Genomic DNA, 21,669 nt, shown 5'->3' with positions numbered 1-21,669 from the left:
TTCCCACCCGAGGCCCTGCCACCCGCCATTATCATCGGCACATTAATTGACCCGGTAGCCACGCTTTTAAATGCCACAGGCGATACAGCGGCCGCGATGCTGATTAATAGATTTGCCGGGGAGAAGGTGACGTAGTATAAGTTCAGCCTATGGTCGGTGTTATCACCGAACCACAATCCGAGTTATTATTATATTGCATTATGCGTCAGGGTATAGAATTTTTCACGGCAACATGTTTAAACTGGCAAGTATTGCTCCAACCGGAAGAACACAAACAAATTGTACTTGATAGTCTTCGTTTTTTAGTATCTAACAAAAGAATATGGCTTTATGGATATGTTATAATGCCAAACCATATACATTTATTATGGTGTAAGCATCCGGAGTGGCTTGATAAAAATGTACAGCAACATTTTGCAAAATATACTGCTCAACAGATCAAATTTAATATGATTAAAACCGGTGCTGATTTGAGTGTCTATAAGAGTACACAAAACGACAGGGAGTATCAGTTTTGGGAAAGAAGACCGCATATCGCAACTATGTATAATAGAGTGGTGCTCGAACAAAAATTAGATTATATCCACCAAAATCCTGTAAAGGCAGGATTAGTTCTGTTACCCGAAGAGTATTTATATTCATCATCGGGCTATTATATTGATAATAAATCAGACGATCTGATCACGCATTATATGGAGCATATTTGAAAGGAAGTGGTGCGGTGATAACACCGACCACAGGCTTGTAGTTAGATGATTACCATCTTTATGAGCCTTATTATTTATTACAATAATGTCTTCTTATATAATCTTATTGCCGGGTGTTCAATGCACTTCCGATAAGATCTACATCAACCAACTCTAATGATTTCACCATATTTTGTACCGTTGCTTTGTACTTTTTAAAATGCGGTGTTTGTATATGCGATTGGTATGCGGCAGTATCTGCATATATCTCCAGGATAGTAATATGAGCCCGGTTATTTTTATCGGCTACAGCATAATAAGTTAATACACCCGGTTCAAGTTTCACAGCAGTTGACATTTGTTCTTTAAGAGCAGCGTTATATTGCTCTAAATAACCAGGATCTACCTGAATTTTTGCAAGCCTTACCATCTGTATTTTTTGTTGGGCCGAAGCGTGTACAACGGCGAGCAGGATTAATGAAATAATGCCTAAAATTATTTTTTTCATACGAACAGTGATTTTTTCAGAAATCAATTAACAGTAAAGGCCTGATATTATCAAGCCTTTACTGTTCGTTAAAATATCAATTTTAATATATCGCCGGGTATTTCGCCGGGCTAGCCTCGTTCATCATTTTGTAAACGGCTTCAATAACATCATCATGCGATGGTTTACTGAAGTAGTCGCCATCCGAGCCGTATGGCGGCCTATGTTCGGCACCACAAAGGGTTTTCGGCTGTGCATCAAGCGAGTAATAACCGTTTTGCTGTTCGATGATCTTTTGCAGGATAAAGGCAGAACCACCACCCGGCAGGTCTTCATCAATAACAAGCAGCTTATTGGTTTTTTGCAATGATTTACCACAAACGTTATCAGTATCAAAAGGATAAAGTGTTTGAGGGTCTATCACTTCGATATTGATGCCCATTTTCTCCAGTTCCTCGGCTGCTTCCATTACAATACGCAGGGTTGAACCGTAGGTAACCACGGTAACATCTGTACCCTGTTTCAGTATTTCGGCCTTGCCTAACGGCACGGTAAACTCGCCTACATTGGCTGGTAATTTTTCTTTTAAACGGTAACCGTTAAGGCATTCAATAACCAGTGCAGGCTCATCCCCACGCAACAGGGTATTGTACATACCTGCAGCCTGGGTCATATCGCGCGGAACGCAGATATGCATACCACGCATAGCATTCAATATCAAGCCCAGCGGCGACCCCGAGTGCCAGATACCTTCTAACCTATGGCCACGGGTGCGCACAATAAGCGGCGCGCGCTGCCCGCCACGGGTACGATAGCTTAAGCTGGCCAGATCATCACTTAAAACGGTAATAGAGTATAGCAGGTAATCGAGATACTGGATCTCGGCTATCGGCCTTAAACCACGCATGGCAAGGCCCATTCCCTGCCCTATGATTGTTGCTTCACGGATGCCGGTGTCAGTAATGCGCAAATCGCTGTATTTACTTTGCAAACCGGCAAAGCCCTGGTTTACATCGCCAATGGCACCCACATCTTCACCAAAAGCTACGATAGATTTATCGCGGTCAAAATTGGCGTCGAAACAGGCGTTCAATACCTCGCGGCCATCCATCAGTTTTGCATCATCGGCATATTGCGGTGCAACAACCGGCACATATAATGGCGATTTTGGTGTATCAGTAAACAGTTTCGAATTAAAGCGTTCTACGTTCTTTTCGGTTTCGGCAGCAAGCCAGTTCACCAAATTCTGGCGGGCATCGCTGTTTTCTTTTACGGTTAAACGTAATACTTTGCGTACGCAGGCAACGGTATCGCGGCGGCCCGGGTCAACACAGGTTTGCAGTGACGACATTAAGCCAAGTAGATCATCGCGCTGAGCAGATTGCTGGGCAATACGGTCTATCAGCTCAACAGCCTGGGCCATTTCTGCTTTTATCTCGTCTTCCAGTTCGCTCCAGGCTTCGCGCTGGCAGTTGCGTACATGCTTTTTGGCTTCAGCTTCTAAAGCATCCATTTCCTCGGCAGTAATAACGGCCGATTCTATCATCCATTTGCGCATCTGCACAAGGCAATCGTGCTCCTCTTCCCAGCCTAATCTTTCTTTTGATTTATAACGCTCGTGGCTACCCGAAGTAGAGTGGCCCTGCGGCTGGGTCATTTCTATTACGTGGATCATTACCGGTACATGCTCTTCCCGGCAGATCTTGATAGCACGTTCGTAAGTTTCGCAAAGGGCAACATAGTCCCATCCGCGTACTTTAAATATCTCGTATCCGTTACCCTTATCATCACGCTGAAAACCTTTCAGTATTTCAGATATATTCTCTTTTGTAGTTTGTAGCCTTGCCGGTACAGATATAGCGTAGGCATCATCCCATATAGAGATAGCCATTGGCACCTGTAAAACACCAGCGGCGTTAAAGGCCTCAAAAAACAACCCTTCGGATGTTGAGCCGTTACCTATGGTACCAAAGGCAACCTCATTACCGTTAACCGAAAAATTCTTCAGGTATTCCAGCTCTTTGTTCTGGCGGTAAAGCTTTGATGCGTACGCCAAACCAAGCAGGCGCGGCATGTGCCCGCCGGTGGTTGAAATATCCGCGGCGCAGTTCATGGATTCGGCCTGGTTTGTCCAGTTACCATCGGCATCAACATAACGTGTTGCGTAGTGGCAATTCATTTGGCGCCCTGCCGATGCGGGGTCCTTCTCAATATCGGGGTTGGCATAAAGCTGTGCAAAAAACTCTTTAAGGTTGCTCATGCCGGTGGCAAACATAAAAGTTTGGTCGCGGTAATAGCCTGCGCGCCAGTCGCCTTTTTTAAAAGCTTTGGCCATAGCCAGCTGGGCAACTTCTTTACCGTCGCCAAAAATTCCAAACTTGGCCTTTCCGGTCAGTACTTCGCGCCTGCCAATAATACTGGCCTGGCGGCTCTCGAAGCCAACACGGTAATCTCTGATCACAATTTGTTTAAAATCGTCAAAACTGAGTTCGGCAGCATTTGTGGTATTGCCTGTGTGTATTACAGTTTCGGGCATATAAAATTTTGTTTAGGCGGTAAAATTAGGAAATTCTATTCTGTTATTTGTATTGGTTAGTGTAAAACATATAGTTTTTGCAATAGTTTTGTATTTAGGTTAAACCTTTTATATTTGTAAGAATCAAACACGTAACCATGAAAAAAATATTATTAATATGCGCAGTTGTTTTAGGCTTTGCCTTTAATGCATCTGCACAAACCGACACTAAAGCCGAGTTTAAATTTAACGAGGAAAAACACGATTTTGGTAAAATACCACAAGGAACCCCGGTTACCACCGTATTTGAATTTACTAACGTTGGTGCCGAGCCACTTATTTTAACCGAAGTAAAACCAACCTGCGGTTGTACCATTGCCGATTATACTAAAACACCGGTAGTAAAAGGCGCAAAAGGCACAATCAAGATCACTTACAACGCTGCTGTTGTTTCTGCATTTAATAAAACTATTGTAGTAACATCAAATGCTAAAACACCTACAAAATATTTAAACATTGTTGGCGAAGTGGTTGCAAAACCTGCTGTAAGCAGCAAATAAGCCTCACCCCGACCCTCTTCAGATAAGAGAGATAAAAAATTAAAGGCATCCATAAATGGATGCCTTTTTTTGTCCCCGATAATTATTCCTATGTATGCATAGATTTTACAAAAGGTGTATTACATCTTTTTACTAATTTTGCGCCATGCCAAAAATATCTGAAAAAGGGCTGCGCATGCCCGCATCGCCTATACGTAAATTAACACCCTTTGCCGATAAAGCTAAACTGGATGGCAAAAAGGTTTACCACCTTAACATCGGCCAGCCGGATATTGAAACACCGGAGGGTATGCTGAATGCTATCAAAAACATCGACTTTAAAGTATGGGCGTACACCCCATCTGAAGGTACTTTGAGCTATCGTAAAAAACTTACCGAATACTATAACAAACTGGGCTACAACATTACGCCCGAAAATATCATTGTTACCACCGGCGGTTCTGAAGCCATTACTATTGGCATGATGACCTGCCTTGACCCGGGTGATGAAGTAATTATCCCCGAGCCTTTTTATGCTAATTACAACGGCTTTGCCAACCAGAGCGATATTGTGGTAAAACCCATCCTGTCATACATCGACAATGGTTTCGCACTGCCCCCTATCAGCGAGTTTGAGAAATTGATCACGCCAAAAACAAAAGCCATCATCATTTGCAACCCTAATAACCCTACCGGTTATTTATACTCGCAGGAAGAGTTGGATGCACTTAAAGAACTGGCCTTAAAATACGATCTGTACCTGTTTAGCGACGAAGCTTACCGCGAATTTTGCTACGATGGCCGCAAATTTATATCGCCCATGCATTTAAGTGGACTGGATGATAATGTTATTGTGATGGATACCGTAAGCAAGCGTTACAGCGCATGTGGTGCCCGTTTAGGTTGCCTGATCACCAAAAACAAAGCTGTAATAGCCGCAGGTTTAAAATTTGCCCAGGCACGTTTATCGCCGGGTATGGTTGAACAGATTGCCGGCGAGGCCGCGGTAGATACCCCCGATGAATATTTTACCGCTGTAAATAAAGAATACACCAAACGCCGTGATACGCTGGTAACCGCCCTTAACAAAATTGAAGGCGTTTATTGCCCTAACCCGGGCGGTGCGTTTTACGTGGTGGCTAAATTCCCGATAGATAACGCCGATAAGTTTTGCCAGTGGATGCTGGAAAGCTTTAGCCACAACAACCAAACTGTAATGATGGCGCCTGCAACGGGCTTTTACAGCACCGAAGGCGCCGGAACAAACGAGGTACGTATGGCCTACGTTTTAAATAACGACGACCTGAACAAAGCCATGGAATGCCTGGCCGAAGGTTTAAAAGTTTACCCTGGCAGGGTATAATGTTGAAGATATAATTACAAAAAAGTCTCCGGAAAATCCGGAGACTTTTTTGTAAAAGATTGATATCACATTCAATATCAATAATCCTCCTTACTTTTGTTTTATCATCCTGTATGAAAACCCCTTATCGTTTTCGCCCAGTACAGCTATAAAAAGGGTGGTATCGTTCAGTTTTGTGTATTGTATTTTCTTAGGGAAATCGTGCTCCATGTTCTCGAACGAGAACTTGTCTGTAACCGAAGCGTTCATTGTAAAATCAACAGGCTGGCCATTGTTTTGGTTTAACACCCTTGCCGTATAAATAATTTTACCGGCAACCTCTTTTATAACCAGGTATTCATCAACACGCTTATTACCGTCTTTTATCTTATACGAGTTACCTTCGAGTGAGGTGTCGTTAGTGATCTTCCAGGTTTCATAGCTTTGCTTATTCTCTACCTTCCAGGTACCGTTTAAAAAATGCAGGTCTTTAATGGTTTTGTTTGGTAACGTGTTACAAAACAGGATGCATATCAGTAAGCCAAGTATCGTTTTCATGATATTAAAATTGTTTAGTTAAATGCAATTATCGGTTTATTATACATCCTGAAATTGTAAAAACGCGACAGGCAATTACTCCATACCCTGAAACAGAGCCGACATTTTAAGCCAACCCGAATAAAACTTTTTAGGGCTTACCCCGGTAAACTCTTTAAAATCTTTTATAAAATGGGCCTGGTCATAATAATTACCTTCATGCGCTATGCTGGTAAGGCTACCCGATTGTTCATTCATCAGCATTTTTATTGTTGCCTGCAGCCTTATTATTTTTGATAGCTGTTTTGGGCTTAACCCAATTACTGCAGCAAACCTGCGCTCCAACAACCGGCGGTTAACATTCAGCTCTTTTGAGATATCGCTTACAGATAGTTGCCCGTTTAAAGTAACCATAGCTGTAATAGTAGATTGAATGATCCTGTCGATAGATTCGGCTGAACCTGCCCTGCCGGTCAAAAATGATTCGATTATTCTGACACGGTCATCTGTTGTTTTGGCGGATAACATATCGTTTTCTAACTGCAACCCATCGTTTCCAAACAATTCTGTCAGCGGAACAGCCTTGTTTTCCATGATATTAAGGGGGCTTGCAGCAAACGGCATAAACCCATCCGGGTTAAAGCGAACAGCAAATATCCCAGTTTCTCCTGTCGGCTCAATCTCTAGTGGCCGGGTCAATTGTCCAAATACAAAAACCCGGGGTTGTAAAATACTACTCCCGTCTTCCATATATTGTTTGTACAGATCGCCGTAATGAAATATCATCTCCATACAGCCATCGGGTATAATGCGCTGTTTACCGGGTTTAGTTTCTTTAGGGGCATGAAGTGTCCAGTAACATCTAACAAAAAGGCTGAGATTAGCCCCCGGATCTATTGTTTTATAATCCACACTACCTTCTGTTTTTATGCTGGTTTATATGCTAATAACCGGTTTCAGGTCGGTTTTATTTGATGCAGCTAATCTTTCTAACTTCTCATATAAGGCTACCGCTTCGTACGGTTTTGAGAGGTAATCCTGCATACCGGCAGCTATTACCTGCGGGTATATATCGCCGGATATGGAGGCTGTTAAGGCTATAATGGGAATATTGGATTTGATAGGGTCATCGAGCGACCGAACGGTTAAAGCGGTTTCGTAACCATCCATCAACGGCATTTGCAAGTCCATTAGTATCAGGTCTATCGTTTCGGTTTTAAGCTTTTTAACTACCTCCTGCCCGTTAGCAGCCCAATAGGTTTTTATGCCCCAGTTAATCAGCATTTTTTCAAGCAGCATGGCATTAATACTGTTATCTTCAGCTATCAATACGTTTAAATGAGCCATTTTTAATGCAGTGCCCGGCATTTTTGGCTTACTAACCATAGCTTCAGTTACGCAGAAATTTATGCTGAATGAAAACTCGCACCCCTTACCAACTTCACTTTTAACCTTTACAGAGCTATTAAAAAGCAGTAACAGCTTTTTAACTATAGCCAGGCCAAGTCCGGTTCCCCCAAAATGCCTTGTGGTATCTGTTGATGCCTGCGAAAATGGCTCAAAAATACTTTCGAACTTTGATTGCGGTATGCCAATACCGGTATCTTTTACAACAAACTGCACCTGTATACCTTCCGTTGTAGTTTCTATCAATTCAACATTTAGCTCCACCTTCCCCATTTTGGTGAATTTAATGGCATTACCAACCAGGTTATAAATAATTTGGGTAAGGCGCGTGGGGTCAGAAACAACACATAATGTGTTCAATCTTTCATCAGTATTAACAACCAGCCGCAGGTTTTTTTCGTTCGCCTTTAACCTCAGAGTCGAAAATATCTTACTCAACAATTCGGGCAGGTTTACGGGGATCTTTTCCAACTCAATTTTGTCGTTCTCGCTTTTATGGTAATCCAGTATATCATTCACCATGGATAGCAGGCTGATAGTAGAAAACTCCAATATCTCCAGGTTCTCGTGCTGCTCTGTTGATGCGCTTCCTTTTAACAGATCGGTTATACCTATAACCGCATTCAAGGGGGTACGCAGCTCATGCGACATGCTGGACAGGAACATCGATTTTGAATCGGCAAGGGCTTTAACCTCGGCTACTTTTACTGCCAGTTGCGCATTCAACTGGTCTTTTTCTATAACGCTATTCTCATAGGCTTTATAAAACAGGTAATTTATAGCAGCGATTGATACAAAGTTAAGGAACACAATAATTTCATATACCGGCGATACTACCTGCTGCAGTGGAATAATAACCCCGGCGTTTGAATGCCGGGTGATGATCATGAAAAGAAATACAGGCAGTATACAAAGCGTAGCATATACTACAGCGGTACGGTTACCAATAAGATAAAAACTACATAAAATAGTGGTTACCACAACCTGCACGGTTACAATATTAAGTTGCTGAACAACAAACACCAGGTTTGACCATATTATTAACAGGCCTGTAATTAATACCGCATGTGCTATTACGCGGATATGTTGTGGCTTGTATAAAAGATATTTTAAACACGTAAAAAAGATCAGGAATATCCCCCCCGAACGTATTGCCTGGATATGCTGATGATGCGTAATTGCAATAGGTATGGTGATCACGATCTTGACTAGAGCAAACGCCAGCATCACGTACGCGATCTTTATTTTGGCCTTAGCAAAGTTGTCCTGCTCGCCCGTCAGGACTTTGCTTAAAGAGAAATTTAAGAGGGGAATTGTGGGCGGCATCAGTTAAATGTAAGGGTGATGCAATATCGGAAAAAAAGAACTGAAAATAAGAAGGTTTTTTTGTGAAATATATAGGGATATATAGTGTAACGAAAAAGGGGCAGCAGCGTTATAGCTACCGCCCACCTTATTAGTTAAATTTCGAAATACTGTAGCCTGTCAAGGTCGGCTATCAGCCCGGGCTGGGTTGGCTGCCATCCCAGCCATTGGCGGGTTAATGCGCTTGATGAAGGGTTATCAAACCCGGCAAAGTGTGCTATCCAGCCAAAATGTTCGGCTGCTTCCTGTGGCGATTTAGATACCACCGGTATATTCAGGTGTTTGCCAATTATTGCAGCAATATCCCGCATAGCGATCCCCTGATCGTCAACGGCATGATAGCGGCCAATTCCTGCGCCTTGCTCTAAGGCCAGCCTGTAAAGGCGGGCAGCATCCAACCTGTGTACGGCAGGCCAGCGGTTTAGCCCCTCGCCTACGTATGCAGCAACACCTTTTTGGCGCGCTATACCTATCAGGGCAGGGATAAAACCATGGTCGCCATCACCATGCACCGATGGTGGTAGCCGAAGCACCAAAGCACGTACACCACGCTCCACTGCAGCAGCAGCCGCTTCTTCTGATGCCACGCGGGGCATAGCGCGGGTAGCGGCCGGCGGCATTGCATCTTCGGTAGCAACCAGCCCGCTACCTGCAAGCAACCCCGTGCCCGAGGTAATGATCAAAGGGCGATCTGAGCCAACGAGTACGTCGGCCATGGCGGTAATAATCTTTCTGTCGGCTTCGCAATTAGCCTGAAATTTAGAAAAATCATGGTTAAAAGCGGTGTGGATAACACCATCGGCCATAGCCGCACCACTGCGCAGGCTATCCAAATCTTCTATATCTCCCCTGTGCACTTCGGCACCGGTGGCGCTCAATAATTTAGCCGACGCATCTGACCGCACAAGGCCAAGCACCTGGTGGCCTGCGGCAATCAATTCCTGAACAACGGCCGAGCCTACAAAGCCCGTAGCGCCTGTTACAAATACACGCATGTTTTATTTTTTTTAGTTAACAATTTGATAGATAAAAATCGTTCTAACATTTCGCCATCAATCTAAATGTGATAACCTGATGTTTTAACAATACAAAATTGCTCAACGCCACGCTGTAAAATGCGGACATTTGACGTTATTTTTATTTTATCGTTTTAACTGGGCTTGCCTGATGCGGCTAAGGGTTTTGAGCGAAACCCCGAGGTAAGAAGCTACCATGTGCAACGGTATGCGGGCAAATATATTTGGATAGGATGCTACAAACTCATCATATTTTTCTTCGGGTGTTGCGCTTAGGGCGCTGAAAATACGCTGACGGCCTAAGTTAAGGTTTATCGAGATCAGCTTTTCTGAATATGCTTTCAGGGCGGGGATTTGGGCACACAGCATGTCGAAATCCTTTTTTGTCCATAAAAGCACCTCGCTGTCTTCCAGCGCATCAATATAATATAGGGATGGGGTTTGGTTATTTAAACTCTCCGGGTCAGTAGCCCACCAGGTTTCGGGCGAGAACATCATCACATGTTCGCTACCATTCTCGCGGGTACGGTAGGTACGCAACAGTCCTTTACAAATAAAAATCTTGTGGCGGCATACCTCTCCTTCCTCTAAGAGCAACTGTTTTCTGCGGACTGTTCTTTCAACCGCTACCGAGCGTATCAGTTCCAGATCCCCGTCGGATAGCTTTACATTCTCTTTTATATACCTTTCAAATTCGGCAACCATATTAGCATCAAAAATAAAGAAAATATGATAGCGGGTTGAATTTGCCCCTGAAGGTTAATTGCATTATTCTTTTTCGTCGTCGGCTTCGCCTTTCAGTTCGTCCTGCTTTTTACCATTACCCAGGCGTATTTTAGTTTTTTGCTGTGTGCCGGTAATGGTCACGGGGATGCCAAATATGCCAAACGGAGGTAGCCCGAGGCGGAATTTCTAAAATGGGCTCTACCTCCCAGTTTTTATTAACTACAATACTGATGTGCCGCATACTTTGTGATTTAAGGTTGATCTAAATTACCGTTAATCACATTGTTGGAGTAGGGTTAAAATAGCTTATTTAAACAAGAACTGCTTCTAATTTCACCTTTAAAAATCCTCTGCAACTTCAAAGCTGAGTTTTTGTTTAGTTATGGGATGTACAAACTCCAGATAAGAAGCGTGGAGGTATAATCTTTCAGCAACGGTGCCATACAGGTCATCGCCAACAATAGGCGCGTTTAGGCCCTGCTCATGAGCCGAATGGACGCGCAATTGATGTGTGCGCCCTGTTAGTGGCCAAAAATGGACCTTAGTGGTTGTTTCATTAGTTGTAATAACTTTCCACCTGGTTATACTTTTCTTTCCGAACTCAGAGCATACCAGCTGCCTTGGCCTGTTATGCAGGTCGCCACGTAAGGGCAGTATAATCTCACCTTCTGCTGGGGCCATCACCTTAGAAAGTAATGCGGTATAACGTTTGTTTACAGTTCGTTTAAGAAACTGCCTTTGAATAAGCTTGTGTGCTTCCTTTGTTTTTGCTACAACCAACAATCCGGAGGTTGCCATATCCAGCCGGTGGATCATTAAAGGTTCGATATTTACAAATGCTGATTTAAGCCGTGTGTAAACCGAATCACGGATGTGGATACCCGGAACAGAAAGCAATTCGGCAGGCTTATTAACGATCACCAAAGCGTCATCCTCATAAACGATCTTAAGTTCGAGGCTTTCGCCCGGGTTTTTTATAAGCGGGTCTTCATCTAAAGTGATCCCTTCAAGCATATGTTTAAGGATGGGTTTACACTTCCCTGTGCAGGCCGGATAAAATTGCTTGTGTTTCCTGATCTCGGATTTTGGGGAAGCGCCCCACCAAAATTCGGCCATTGCCAATGGCTTGTATCCGTTTAAAAAAGCATACTGCAATAATTTGGGTGTTGCGCACTCTCCTGCAGCCGAAGGCGGCTTCCCAAAAGTGGTATCGTTAAAAATAGATTGTAAATTTTTTCTGACACCGTCTTTATTCAAAAATTCATATTGTTCAAATAGCTGCTTTTGTAAAGCGGCAGATCTTTCCCTGCGCTCATTTTTTAACGCTTCAACCTCTGTTTCGGATTGTTCAATCCCTAATCGTATTTCGCTTAAAACCGCGTCCCATTTATTGGATAATACATTAAGCAAATGCTTATCGCGTAAACTTTGTTTAATCAAATCTGCCTCAAAATCATGGTAAGCATCGTCACTTAACCTGCCTTTTTGTTCTTCCCTGAGGTTTTTACGTGCCGTTTTATTGATCTTTAACTGTTTCTTAAAATCAGCTATTTCCTGAATGGATAAGGCAGTTGAGCGTTCAAGTTCCTGTTTTAAGTTTTTGTAATCATCACCCGATTCTATTTTTCTGATCTGTAGGTTAATGGTATTAATGATCTCCTGCTCTTTTAAAAAAAAGCTGTTTTCGATCAGCATATCAAACACAGGCGGAACAAATTTAAGATGATCGTTTGAGCCGGCCAGTTTCCCCGAAAATGCTGATAAGTAGCCTAATTTTCCTTCCCTGTCCTGAACCACTAAAACACCAAACATTTTTCCGATAACCGGCCCCTGCTGATCTTCGGTAAGTCCGAAATTATGATGCAGATCCGCTTGGGTTTCCAGGTACCGTTGAAGTTCGGCAGTTACTATTTTTGTAAGCGGGTGAGGCTCATAATAAAATGGGAAGGTAAAGCACGCAGGTAACTCAATACCTTTGATGGAACTATCAGAAAAGTAGGTAATGTTATTGGGGGTGTTATTCACCAGATGTTTTGTTTTCGTATTATCCAATTTCTTTTAAGAATAACACTTAAGCAATTTATTTACAATTGGTTATGCGCTTACTTATGGATCTAAAGAGATTTGTATTGTTCTATATTAAGCTTATATCAATATTTCATATGTGGCGTAATTCTCATTCATCACTTTTGACTAAGATTAATTATAATCCTGTAAAATGAAGATACGAAAATGAATTGAAATTTCAAATTTGATTTAATAATTAGGACTATATATTACCTCTTTTTTAGTGTTTTGCCATAGATTCGTAGAAGATTTTTATATTTTTTTACGTGGTCGGTTATGACGTTTTAAGCCATTATTGAACTGGCTCACTCTGCATCATTAGCTTACCGGCGATCATATTAGCATCCAGAACAACGTCGATAAAATCCACCCAATATGTCTAAAATCTATTGCGGCATTAAAACACAATATGTACTTTATCTAATCACTCTTTTATGGAGAGCATATACGCGTCGCTTGTTATCATATCTTCTTCTGAAAGATTCCTGAACTTTTGTGAAAATTTATTCCTTGGAATATCATTAGCCATGATCACCGGATGCTCCTTCAATATTCTGAAACCATGCTTTTTCTGCAGTTCCTGATGCACCGAGTATGGCAGCCGGTTTATCAAAAACATTCGGCCCCCTTTTACAATCTTCCACTCAAACTCGCTATAAGTTCTGTGGCCATTCCAACGTTTAGTTGTTCGGTGACATTTAAAGTCAATTGAATGGGACATAATCCCTCCCTTTTTCAACCATTTTGAGAAGGCAATATATGTCCCTTCAAGATCTTCAACATGTTCCAGTACTGCCTGAGAATACACAAAATCAACTGAGTCCGAGTTTATGACTTTATAATCATTCCAGGGAACATAAAATTTAACAAGGGCATTCAGGGGATTATCAGGGTTCTTAATTTCTTCGCGTATCGCCTCAAGGCGGGATTCAGATAAGGAGTTTTTTAGTATTTCCTCTGAAAGAATGTTATCCGGAAATGCATATGTATCAAGTTGAGGTTGAACCTTAGGATATTCAACATTACCTGGAATAGGCGCTTTATTTTTAAACAAAACAACCAGTTCTTCGAAGATCTTTAAATTTCGTTCAACATTCCAGTATTTTATTACATCAAATGCCCTGAAAGATTCGCAGCCAGACAACAATGCCGCAAATCCAATTCCTAAAGAGTCACCCGGACCTAGCTCTGCAACACTTTTCGGAACCCCTCTCCGTACAGAATTCAACATCTTAAGGTGTCTTAGCCAGACAGAGTAGCAATATTTACTTTCAATAGTACCACCTGTTCTGTACGACAATAATGTTTTGACAAATGGCATATGTAAGACGAGGCCAATTGTTATTGGTGTTACTTTTTCTTTCCACATGGTTATAATAATTAGTTTGTTTTATATAGAATCTTTCACAATACACTTCGTAAAGCTACAACCCGTTGTCTCCTATAACAGATCCGCCTTTCCTCCCTACAGAATTCTGCTTTTAAGCTGATATAGTTTTACAAGAATCATAAGGGTTTCGGCTTTCCACTGACCTTCGTCAACTAAATTAATGATAATTAAGTCCAAGATTATCGACAGAAACGAATATGTAAAACAAGCACCGAATTTATACACCCTATTTCACACCATTTATACACCCTATTTCACACCGGCTAGTATTGTATAAAAAACTTAAGCAGATTCGCTCGTTCCACAATTGAGAAGGGGTGAGTCAAATCTATAAAGAGTCCTAATTAAGTACCAGGCATTCTTTAAAAAATGGGGAGGGGGGATAAAAGGGTATCACGTTTATAAATGAGGCAACATCTCCGATAGATTATTTGTTTAGACATAACTTAGAGAAATCAATGAAAAAAGGGCTGCTCTTTTTGGAGCAGCCCTTTGAAGATTCCGAAGGAATCCCATGTGGTGGAGCCGGAAGGATTTTCACTTTCTGCGATTCTGGCGTTCTGAGCGCGTTTTTTGCATATTTTTCAAAACACTGCCACTAAATTGCCACAAATAATCCCTGTATATTTAAAAGCTTCCTGCAGGAAGCAACTTGATCTAAAGAACGATGCAATCCGGTTGATTACTTCTACAAAGATAAGGCAAAATTAGTGAATAGGATAATTTCTATCTTGCAAGTAAATGTATAAAGACGTAATGTATTAACTCTAATTTTATTTTGCATTATGTAGTCATCGTTTTAAACTGCTACTTGCCCCTTTTCGATATTAAACCTATTCTTTCCTACAAGTATAGGCTGCAAATGAAAAATGCTCAAACCCTTCCTTAATTTTATTCCCAAAATGGGCAGAGTAATACCGGACCTTGGCTTTAACATATTCAGCATAATGCCGGCCTTCAAATTGTAATTTTGGGCTTGTGCGAATTTGATCAGGGCGAGTGTTGATTTAATCGCCATGGCGTCGAAAAAGCCGGCCTTTGTCAGCACCAGCACGTAATCTGAATAGCCGAACAATTCATTTAGGCGGTTGGACAAGTATGGAGGGATATCTACTATAATGAGGTCATAATCCAAGTTAGGAATCTCACTAATCTTTTCAGGTGCGAGGATATCCAGTTCCGGAAAATCTTCTTTCAGATGATAGATACTGCCTTGTAGATCGGAATCGATCAGGGCTACCCTTAATTGATCTTTAAAGCAGAGCGCCAGATTCAATGCCAGTGTACTTTTGCCAACGCCTCCTTTTTGATGCGCCAATGTGATGATCTTTGCCATGATGCTATTTATTAATTTATGAATTGATGATTGTTATCTACGCTGGGCCCGCCTTGATGGGATCAATTTCACGGTATTGGCAATTTCGGCCAGCGTGCTTTTCCGTCCGGCCCTGATCCATTCAAGCAATTCTGTTTTATTGAAGTAAAGTTTCTTGCCTTGCTTGCTTACCGGAATTTCACGGCGGCAGACCTTTCCATATAAAGTAGAGATGGATAGATTCAAAAATGCAGACGCCTGCTTGATTGAAAATAAGTTATCGGCGCCTGTTTCATTTGGATGATCTTGACTGAGGATATTCTCAATTTTCGATACCTTCTCTAAAAGTTCGCTAACCGCTTTGGGTAGTTGATCAAATGTTATTATGTCCATAACAGCTCTTTTTAAATCGTTATGGAGGCAAAATTATTTAACGTTGGCGGGACAACACTCCGAGTTTATCCGAGTCGGATAGTAAAAAAATGAAAGAAACAATTAAATATTGAGGGTTAAGGCTACATCAAAAACAGCTTATAATAAAAAATGAGGACGTATAAAACTAATAAATCCTAATAGTTAAATAAGAATAAGTAAGGTCCTGGCCTTTAAGATCGTTGCGATGCCCAAACTTGAGTAAAGGCAGCAATTGGAATTAAATCCATATTTTTAATCATGACTTTTGAATTTACGGTACAGCCGGGTTTTAATTTTGTAAAGAGCTTTGGTGAATACTTTAACATCCCCGTTTTCAATAATGAATTGAAGATCCCATCGCATATGGGCGAAGGACATATTAAGATGGTTGATGTAGAGCCCGGCTTTAAATTTGTCCTGCACCATTACACTTTGAAGGAGGAATTTCATTTAAAGCGTAACTCGCCTGTTGAAACCAGCGACCTGATCTCCATTGTATTCAACAGCAATGAATTGCCGGCGGGGTCTGCCGTTGACCGGGAAACTGCAATCGAATTTCTAAAAAATAATGGATCCTCGATCCAGGTAGCCTCCACTGCCATATCTACCGAAACCATTTTTCCCGCCAATGCCGAGATCTATTTCGGCGTGATCGGCATTAGAAGGCAACTGCTTGCTGATCTTCTTCGGGTAGATCAGGTCAATGGTCCTTTGGAAACAATATTGCATAGCGATAGCCTGTTCTTTTATCACGAAAAGATGCATCCAGAAGTGGCAAGGGTTTTAAAGCTCGTTTCTGAGATCAACGAACAAAATAAATTGAGCGACTTATTTTATAGTATCAAGGCGCATGAAATGATCTATTTGTTATTTGATAAACTGCTGGATCGGGATAATGAGAAACAAAGCCCGGTGAACAAAGCTGATATTGATAAATTATACCTGATCAGGACTGCTATCCTTGCAGATCTTGGTCAGCCGCCTCATTTGAACGAACTTGCTGTTATGGCCGGCCTGAGCGAAACAAAAATGAAGCATTTGTTTAAACAGACGTTTGGCGATACCATTTATAACTTTTACCAGAATGAACGAATGCAGGAAGCAGGTTTTTTATTAAAGCATGCAGGTTACTCTGTTTCTGAGGCGGGCTACCGGCTGGGTTTTTCAAATCTCAGCCATTTTTCCAGACTTTTCGAAAAGCACTTTGGGACTACTCCAAAAAAGTACACCCTTGTCGGATAGGACTATTTTTCGGACCTGACGCGCTATTTTAAATTTCATTTCCTGCGGACCTTTGACATATCAAAAAACAAACGATATGAAAAAGTTACTCATGCCTTATACCAGCCAGGCCCTGAATTTGAAAAATCATTTAGTGATGGCTCCCATGACCCGCAGTCGTGCTATTGACAACTTGCCTAACGCCCTGATGGCCGAATATTACAGCCAGCGCCGCGGAGCCGGACTGATCATTACTGAAGGAACAGCCCCGGCACCGGAAGGGCTTGGATATGCCCGGATCCCAGGCATATTTTCTACCGAACAAGTGGAAGGCTGGAAATTAACAACTGCCGCCGTGCATAAAAACGATACTAAAATATTTTTGCAGTTGATGCATACCGGCCGTATAGGTCACCAGGCTAACCTGCCGGAAGGTGTTCAGGTAGTAGGCGTATCTGCTATCGCAGCAGCCGGGCAAATGCATACGGACACTGCCGGTATGCAGGATTATCCTGTTCCGGTAGTTTTATCCACTCAAAGTGTAAAAGCGGTTATCGGCCAATATGTAGCAGCCGCAAAAAATGCGATAGCTGCGGGTTTTGACGGCGTGGAACTGCATGCCGCCAATGGCTACCTGATAGAGCAATTCCTTAACCCGAACGTAAACGACCGTACGGACATTTACGGAGGAAGCATAGAAAACCGGGCCAGGTTTGCCATTGAAGTTGCACAACAAGTAGCAGATGCCATCGGTAAAGAAAAAGTAGGTATAAGGATATCGCCTAACTCCATTCTTGGCGATCTGCAGGCTTACGATGCTGATACTACAGAGGAAACCTATATTCATTTAAGCCGGGAGTTTAACCGCATTGGTCTTGCCTATATACACATCAGTCTGAGTCCGCAGTTGCCTGCACAAACTTTAAACGCCATCCGTACAGAATTTGAAGGTTCACTCATCTACTGTAATACTTTTACCGCCGATAAAGCGGAAGCCGAGTTGGCTAAAGGAGATGCAGACCTGATCGCTTTCGGGCGGCCCTTCCTGGCCAATCCCGATCTGGAACAGCGGATCATCAATGGCTCGGAACTGAATGCACCTGACGTTACCACCCTTTATACACCGGGCGCTGAGGGTTATACAGATTATCCGGTTTTATTTAATTAACGCTATTACATCTCAAAATGAAAAAGATAATTTATAATCAGTTCGGCGACGCCGGTGTATTGGAAATGGCTGACGTTGCTGTACCTGCAGTTAGTGAAACAACATTGTTGATCAAAGTCAAAGCGGTATCTATTAATCCTCTGGACTGGAAGATCAGGAACGGAGAAATGAAATTAATGTCTGGCAGCAAATTTCCAAGAGGCACCGGAATCGACTTTTCAGGGATCGTTGAGGCCACAGGCAGTTCCATTAAGCAGTACAAAAAGGGCGACGAAGTATTCGGCTTGCTGGACGTTTTTAAAGGGGTGGTTTTGGCAGAGTATATCATTGCCGGGGAAAAAGATATCGCGCTTAAACCACGGGGGATTTCTTTTGAACAAGCGGCCGCCGCACCGGTGGTAGGTTCTGCGGCGTTACAGTTGTTCGATACTTTACTAAATGTTCAAAAAGGCACGGAGTTGCTGATCAACGGTGCTTCCGGAGGAATTGGCATGTTCGCCATACAGATCGCCAAAATGAAAGGAGCCATCGTTACTGCCGTGGTAAGCGATAATGGCTTACAGGCAGCAAAAGATTGGGGCAGCGATTTTGTCATCAATTACCGGAAGGAAGACGTGCTAAAATCCGGCAAGCTTTACGATGCGATCATTGATCTGTCCAATCAAATGACATACAGCGCGGCTAAAAAGATCATGAAGCCTTCATCCGTGTATGTGAATACGGCTCCAGGGCCTAAAGAGATCATTAGTTCTTTTTTCATCAGCTTGTTTTCCAGAAAAAAGTACAAGGTGCTTATGCTTAAGCCTTCACCTGTTTATCTGAAAGAACTTGCAACATATATGAAGCAGGGCCTGGCTATTGTAGTCAGCAAAGCTTATAGATTTGATACATTTAAAACTGCTTACACTGAGGTTCCTAAGGCTCATATCATAGGAAAGCTGTGATTAAAGTTAATTGATAAATCGCCTTACAAAGGAGGACGATGCCGCGTAAGTGATAGGAAATTGCGCAGAAATAAATAAAATCAATACCGCTGCGCAAATAGGCTGCGCAGAATGATTTCTAATTTGTTTCAGTGACTTAAACGAAACTCAAAAAACGACTTTTATTCAGGCAATAATATCAAATTTCCAAATACATGACAGGTCTTCAAGAAATGGTTTTAATAGGCGAGATCGCCCTGCAATCTAAAATTGCTCAAAGAGCTGCCGAACGTTTGCGGGCTACTCATGACAATTTTGATCATGTCGAAACCTGGTATTCAATTCAATCTATTCTCGTAGCAGCAGGAAATGTATCAAAGATACTCTGGCCAAGACAGAAATATAAAATACGTGGGGAAAAATTAAGGCAAATGCTCAAGGTTGAACAGGACAATCCTCTTTCCAACCGCAAATTTCGCAATAATTTTTTCGAGCATTATGATGAGCGCGTTGAAGAATATTTTCAAGGTAATTCGCAAGGGGTATATATTGATTTGGCAATGAATCCATCTTTTAGAAGCGGTATCTTTGGTGATCCACCTTTAAATACCCATAGAGGTTATAATTCCTTTAATAATACATTAGTATTTCGTGATGAAACACTTGACTTAGATGAAATATTAATTGCACTTGATCATATACATAGTAATTGCAGATCATATTGTTTGTGAAAATTTTGTCCCTCAAGGGAAAGCTATTTTTCTAAAATTACTATAGATACGAAACACCGATCTAAAGTTACTGGGGCTTTTTGAAGGAAAAGATTGTTTGAAAACCTCAGTTGTTAAGTAAAAGAATTTCGACTGCGGTATGCAAATACTGAAAAAGTATGCAAATTTTATGCAAATAAAAAAACCCTACTCGACAGAGTGGGGTTAAATCATTGATTTTAAGGCTCCTGAGGCTGGGCTCGAACCAGCGATCCTCTGATTAACAGCACATAAACATTTTAATTATTACAAAACACTAAATTTTGATCCTATTTGCCGCCTCGACCTTTCTCTTATCAATAATTTTCCCATAGACCTCTGTAGTTTTCAAATGCTTGTGACCTAACATTTTTGATACAGTGTAGATGTCAGTACCCATAGTTAATTGAAGGGTTGCATAGGTATGTCGGAAACAATGAAAAGTGATTTTTTTTGAAATTCCTGCAGACAACACCCATCTTGCTAACTGCACGTTTGTATAAGATCCATATTTAAGGCCTTTGAAAATTTTTGCATCAGGCTTACCACGCTCACCTAACTGCTCAAAAGCTTGTTCCGGAATTGGCAAAGTTTCTACTCCCTGAGTTTTTTGTTGAGTGAACCTTATAAAATACCCATCAGTTGCAGAATGTTGGATGTCTTTCCATGATAATTTGATTACATCTGACCATCGCAAGCCGGTTAGCGCAGAAAATAAAGCAGCCCTTTTTAATATAGGCGGATCACAGTCTTCATCCCTCAATAACCTTAATTCTTCAAGCGTTAGAAATTCTCTATGTGTATCAGCCTGAGGGATTCCCTTGACACGAAGGATAGGATTAACAGCAAATAACCTATTGTCAAATGCATCTTTCACAGCAGCACGAAACTTGTTAAAATAACTATATTGGGAATTTTGGGCCAATCCTACTGATTCTGACTTAATCGACTTTACTGTTTTCAAGTATTGCTTAAACCCATTGCAAAATTTCTCATCAACGTCACCAAATAAGCATTTCCCACGCGTATACAGCTTGAGGTATTTGTATGAGCCGTACCAATTGTCATGATTGCCTTTAGATTTATTTCGTTTTCTTACCTGCTGTTCAAAGTATTCAAGAAAATCCATCTTTGATGATAAACGATCGGTAAAGTCGAAATTCTTATTGATCAGTTGCAATTCACGTTCAGACCTAAGATGGTCAGCTTGAATCCGGCAAATTTTATTGTGTTCCTTTTCGGCGGCATTGGACGGTTTGGCATACAGGTATATTTTAAGAAACTCTCTCCTTGTTTCCTTTCCTGTTTGAGGAATAAATAATGCCGGATAAAAATCCAGATATAAACTTATACGCCCGTCAGTAAGCGCCTTTTCTCTAAGCTTTACACTAACACCCTCAGCCATATTTCTAAAATTTTGTACCTTTTTGTACCTCGACCGTCGAGGTACAAATAAGGTACAAATATAAGCTTAAAATAGATAAAAATGCAAAACCATCAAAAAACTAAAACATCACATAATAGCTATAAATCAACTATTTATACTTATTTATTTACGTTTTTTTGCCTAAACTACTTGCCGATACAGAACTTACTAAATATATTCTCCAGTAAATCATCCGTAGTAACAACACCGGTAATTTCCCCAAGATAATGCAGGGCTTGTTTGATATCCATCGACAAAAAATCGGAAGTAACCGTATCTATCCCATCCAAAACCCTTATTAACGCTTCTTCGGTTTTTTGCAGGGCTTCCAAGTGGCGAATGTTGGTTACCAGCGTTTCGTGGCCACTTAACTGCC

Annotated in this window: 19 protein-coding genes and 1 pseudogene; 7 read left to right on the top strand and 13 right to left on the bottom strand. The window is 41.6% G+C overall.

Annotated elements, in window-relative coordinates; all coding sequences use genetic code 11:
• Positions 1-200 precede the first annotated feature (200 nt).
• Positions 201-707: a transposase gene (locus tag WC615_RS14045; RefSeq protein ID WP_372978720.1), complete on the top strand. Its 507-nt coding sequence runs from the start codon at positions 201-203 to the stop codon at positions 705-707.
• Positions 708-810: 103 nt separating this feature from the next.
• Here WC615_RS14045 and WC615_RS14040 read toward each other — a convergent pair whose 3' ends face one another.
• Together WC615_RS14040 and WC615_RS14035 are read right to left on the bottom strand one after the other, a co-directional pair.
• Positions 811-1,221, bottom strand: coding sequence for a putative quinol monooxygenase (locus tag WC615_RS14040; RefSeq protein ID WP_372978719.1), 411 nt, complete (start codon positions 1,219-1,221; stop codon positions 811-813).
• Positions 1,222-1,276: 55 nt separating this feature from the next.
• On the bottom strand, positions 1,277-3,709 hold the full coding sequence (locus WC615_RS14035; protein ID WP_372978718.1) for a thiamine pyrophosphate-dependent enzyme: 2,433 nt from the start codon (positions 3,707-3,709) through the stop codon (positions 1,277-1,279).
• 137 nt (positions 3,710-3,846) lie between these two features.
• Here WC615_RS14035 and WC615_RS14030 point away from each other — a divergent pair, with 137 nt between their 5' ends.
• Both WC615_RS14030 and WC615_RS14025 read left to right on the top strand, forming a co-directional pair.
• Positions 3,847-4,248 carry a DUF1573 domain-containing protein gene (locus WC615_RS14030; protein WP_372978717.1) on the top strand — a complete coding sequence of 134 codons (402 nt, stop codon included), beginning with the start codon at positions 3,847-3,849 and terminating at the stop codon, positions 4,246-4,248.
• A gap of 145 nt (positions 4,249-4,393) precedes the next feature.
• Positions 4,394-5,590, top strand: a complete 1,197-nt coding sequence (locus WC615_RS14025) for a pyridoxal phosphate-dependent aminotransferase (RefSeq protein ID WP_372978716.1) — start codon at positions 4,394-4,396, stop codon at positions 5,588-5,590.
• A 90-nt stretch (positions 5,591-5,680) separates the two neighbouring features.
• On the opposite strand, the gene WC615_RS14020 is transcribed toward WC615_RS14025, so the two are convergent.
• From WC615_RS14020 to WC615_RS13980, 9 genes are all read right to left on the bottom strand, one after another.
• Positions 5,681-6,127, bottom strand: coding sequence for a DUF6265 family protein (locus tag WC615_RS14020; protein ID WP_372978715.1), 447 nt, complete (start codon positions 6,125-6,127; stop codon positions 5,681-5,683).
• A gap of 75 nt (positions 6,128-6,202) precedes the next feature.
• The gene (locus WC615_RS14015; protein WP_372978714.1) at positions 6,203-7,018 is read right to left on the bottom strand and encodes a DUF6597 domain-containing transcriptional factor; all 816 of its coding nucleotides are present in this window, start codon (positions 7,016-7,018) and stop codon (positions 6,203-6,205) included.
• 24 nt (positions 7,019-7,042) lie between these two features.
• Positions 7,043-8,839 carry an ATP-binding protein gene (locus tag WC615_RS14010; protein ID WP_372978713.1) on the bottom strand — a complete coding sequence of 599 codons (1,797 nt, stop codon included), beginning with the start codon at positions 8,837-8,839 and terminating at the stop codon, positions 7,043-7,045.
• A 134-nt stretch (positions 8,840-8,973) separates the two neighbouring features.
• On the bottom strand, positions 8,974-9,873 hold the full coding sequence (locus WC615_RS14005; protein ID WP_372978712.1) for an SDR family oxidoreductase: 900 nt from the start codon (positions 9,871-9,873) through the stop codon (positions 8,974-8,976).
• Between the two features lie 147 nt (positions 9,874-10,020).
• Positions 10,021-10,599 carry a Crp/Fnr family transcriptional regulator gene (locus WC615_RS14000; RefSeq protein WP_372978711.1) on the bottom strand — a complete coding sequence of 193 codons (579 nt, stop codon included), beginning with the start codon at positions 10,597-10,599 and terminating at the stop codon, positions 10,021-10,023.
• A 360-nt stretch (positions 10,600-10,959) separates the two neighbouring features.
• The gene (locus WC615_RS13995) at positions 10,960-12,672 is read right to left on the bottom strand and encodes a pseudouridine synthase (protein ID WP_372978710.1); all 1,713 of its coding nucleotides are present in this window, start codon (positions 12,670-12,672) and stop codon (positions 10,960-10,962) included.
• Between the two features lie 439 nt (positions 12,673-13,111).
• The gene (locus WC615_RS13990) at positions 13,112-14,056 is read right to left on the bottom strand and encodes a methyltransferase domain-containing protein (RefSeq protein ID WP_372978709.1); all 945 of its coding nucleotides are present in this window, start codon (positions 14,054-14,056) and stop codon (positions 13,112-13,114) included.
• A gap of 820 nt (positions 14,057-14,876) precedes the next feature.
• A complete protein-coding gene (locus WC615_RS13985) occupies positions 14,877-15,413 on the bottom strand; it encodes a ParA family protein (protein ID WP_372978708.1) in 537 nt (178 codons plus the stop codon).
• 33 nt (positions 15,414-15,446) lie between these two features.
• Positions 15,447-15,785, bottom strand: a complete 339-nt coding sequence (locus WC615_RS13980; protein WP_372978707.1) for a helix-turn-helix domain-containing protein — start codon at positions 15,783-15,785, stop codon at positions 15,447-15,449.
• A gap of 279 nt (positions 15,786-16,064) precedes the next feature.
• On the opposite strand from WC615_RS13980, the gene WC615_RS13975 reads away from it, so the two are divergent.
• The 4 genes from WC615_RS13975 (at position 16,065) to WC615_RS13960 (ending at position 19,849) form a co-directional block, all read left to right on the top strand.
• Positions 16,065-17,048 (top strand): helix-turn-helix domain-containing protein, encoded by a 984-nt coding sequence (locus WC615_RS13975; RefSeq protein WP_372978706.1) that lies wholly within the window; start codon positions 16,065-16,067, stop codon positions 17,046-17,048.
• Positions 17,049-17,124: 76 nt separating this feature from the next.
• Positions 17,125-18,195: an alkene reductase gene (locus WC615_RS13970; RefSeq protein ID WP_372978705.1), complete on the top strand. Its 1,071-nt coding sequence runs from the start codon at positions 17,125-17,127 to the stop codon at positions 18,193-18,195.
• A gap of 17 nt (positions 18,196-18,212) precedes the next feature.
• Positions 18,213-19,139 (top strand): NAD(P)-dependent alcohol dehydrogenase, encoded by a 927-nt coding sequence (locus WC615_RS13965; RefSeq protein WP_372978704.1) that lies wholly within the window; start codon positions 18,213-18,215, stop codon positions 19,137-19,139.
• A 194-nt stretch (positions 19,140-19,333) separates the two neighbouring features.
• The gene (locus tag WC615_RS13960; protein ID WP_372978703.1) at positions 19,334-19,849 is read left to right on the top strand and encodes a hypothetical protein; all 516 of its coding nucleotides are present in this window, start codon (positions 19,334-19,336) and stop codon (positions 19,847-19,849) included.
• A gap of 295 nt (positions 19,850-20,144) precedes the next feature.
• On the opposite strand, the gene WC615_RS13955 is transcribed toward WC615_RS13960, so the two are convergent.
• Together WC615_RS13955 and WC615_RS13950 are read right to left on the bottom strand one after the other, a co-directional pair.
• Positions 20,145-21,272 (bottom strand): site-specific integrase, encoded by a 1,128-nt coding sequence (locus tag WC615_RS13955; RefSeq protein WP_372978702.1) that lies wholly within the window; start codon positions 21,270-21,272, stop codon positions 20,145-20,147.
• 167 nt (positions 21,273-21,439) lie between these two features.
• Positions 21,440-21,669, bottom strand: a pseudogene (locus WC615_RS13950) (tRNA uridine-5-carboxymethylaminomethyl(34) synthesis GTPase MnmE); the annotation flags it as partial.

The organism is Mucilaginibacter sp., from assembly GCF_041663085.1.
GTDB lineage: Bacteria > Bacteroidota > Bacteroidia > Sphingobacteriales > Sphingobacteriaceae > Mucilaginibacter.
The sequence above is the reverse complement of the archived record's forward strand: the minus strand, read 5'-3'. Positions and strand labels throughout refer to the sequence as shown.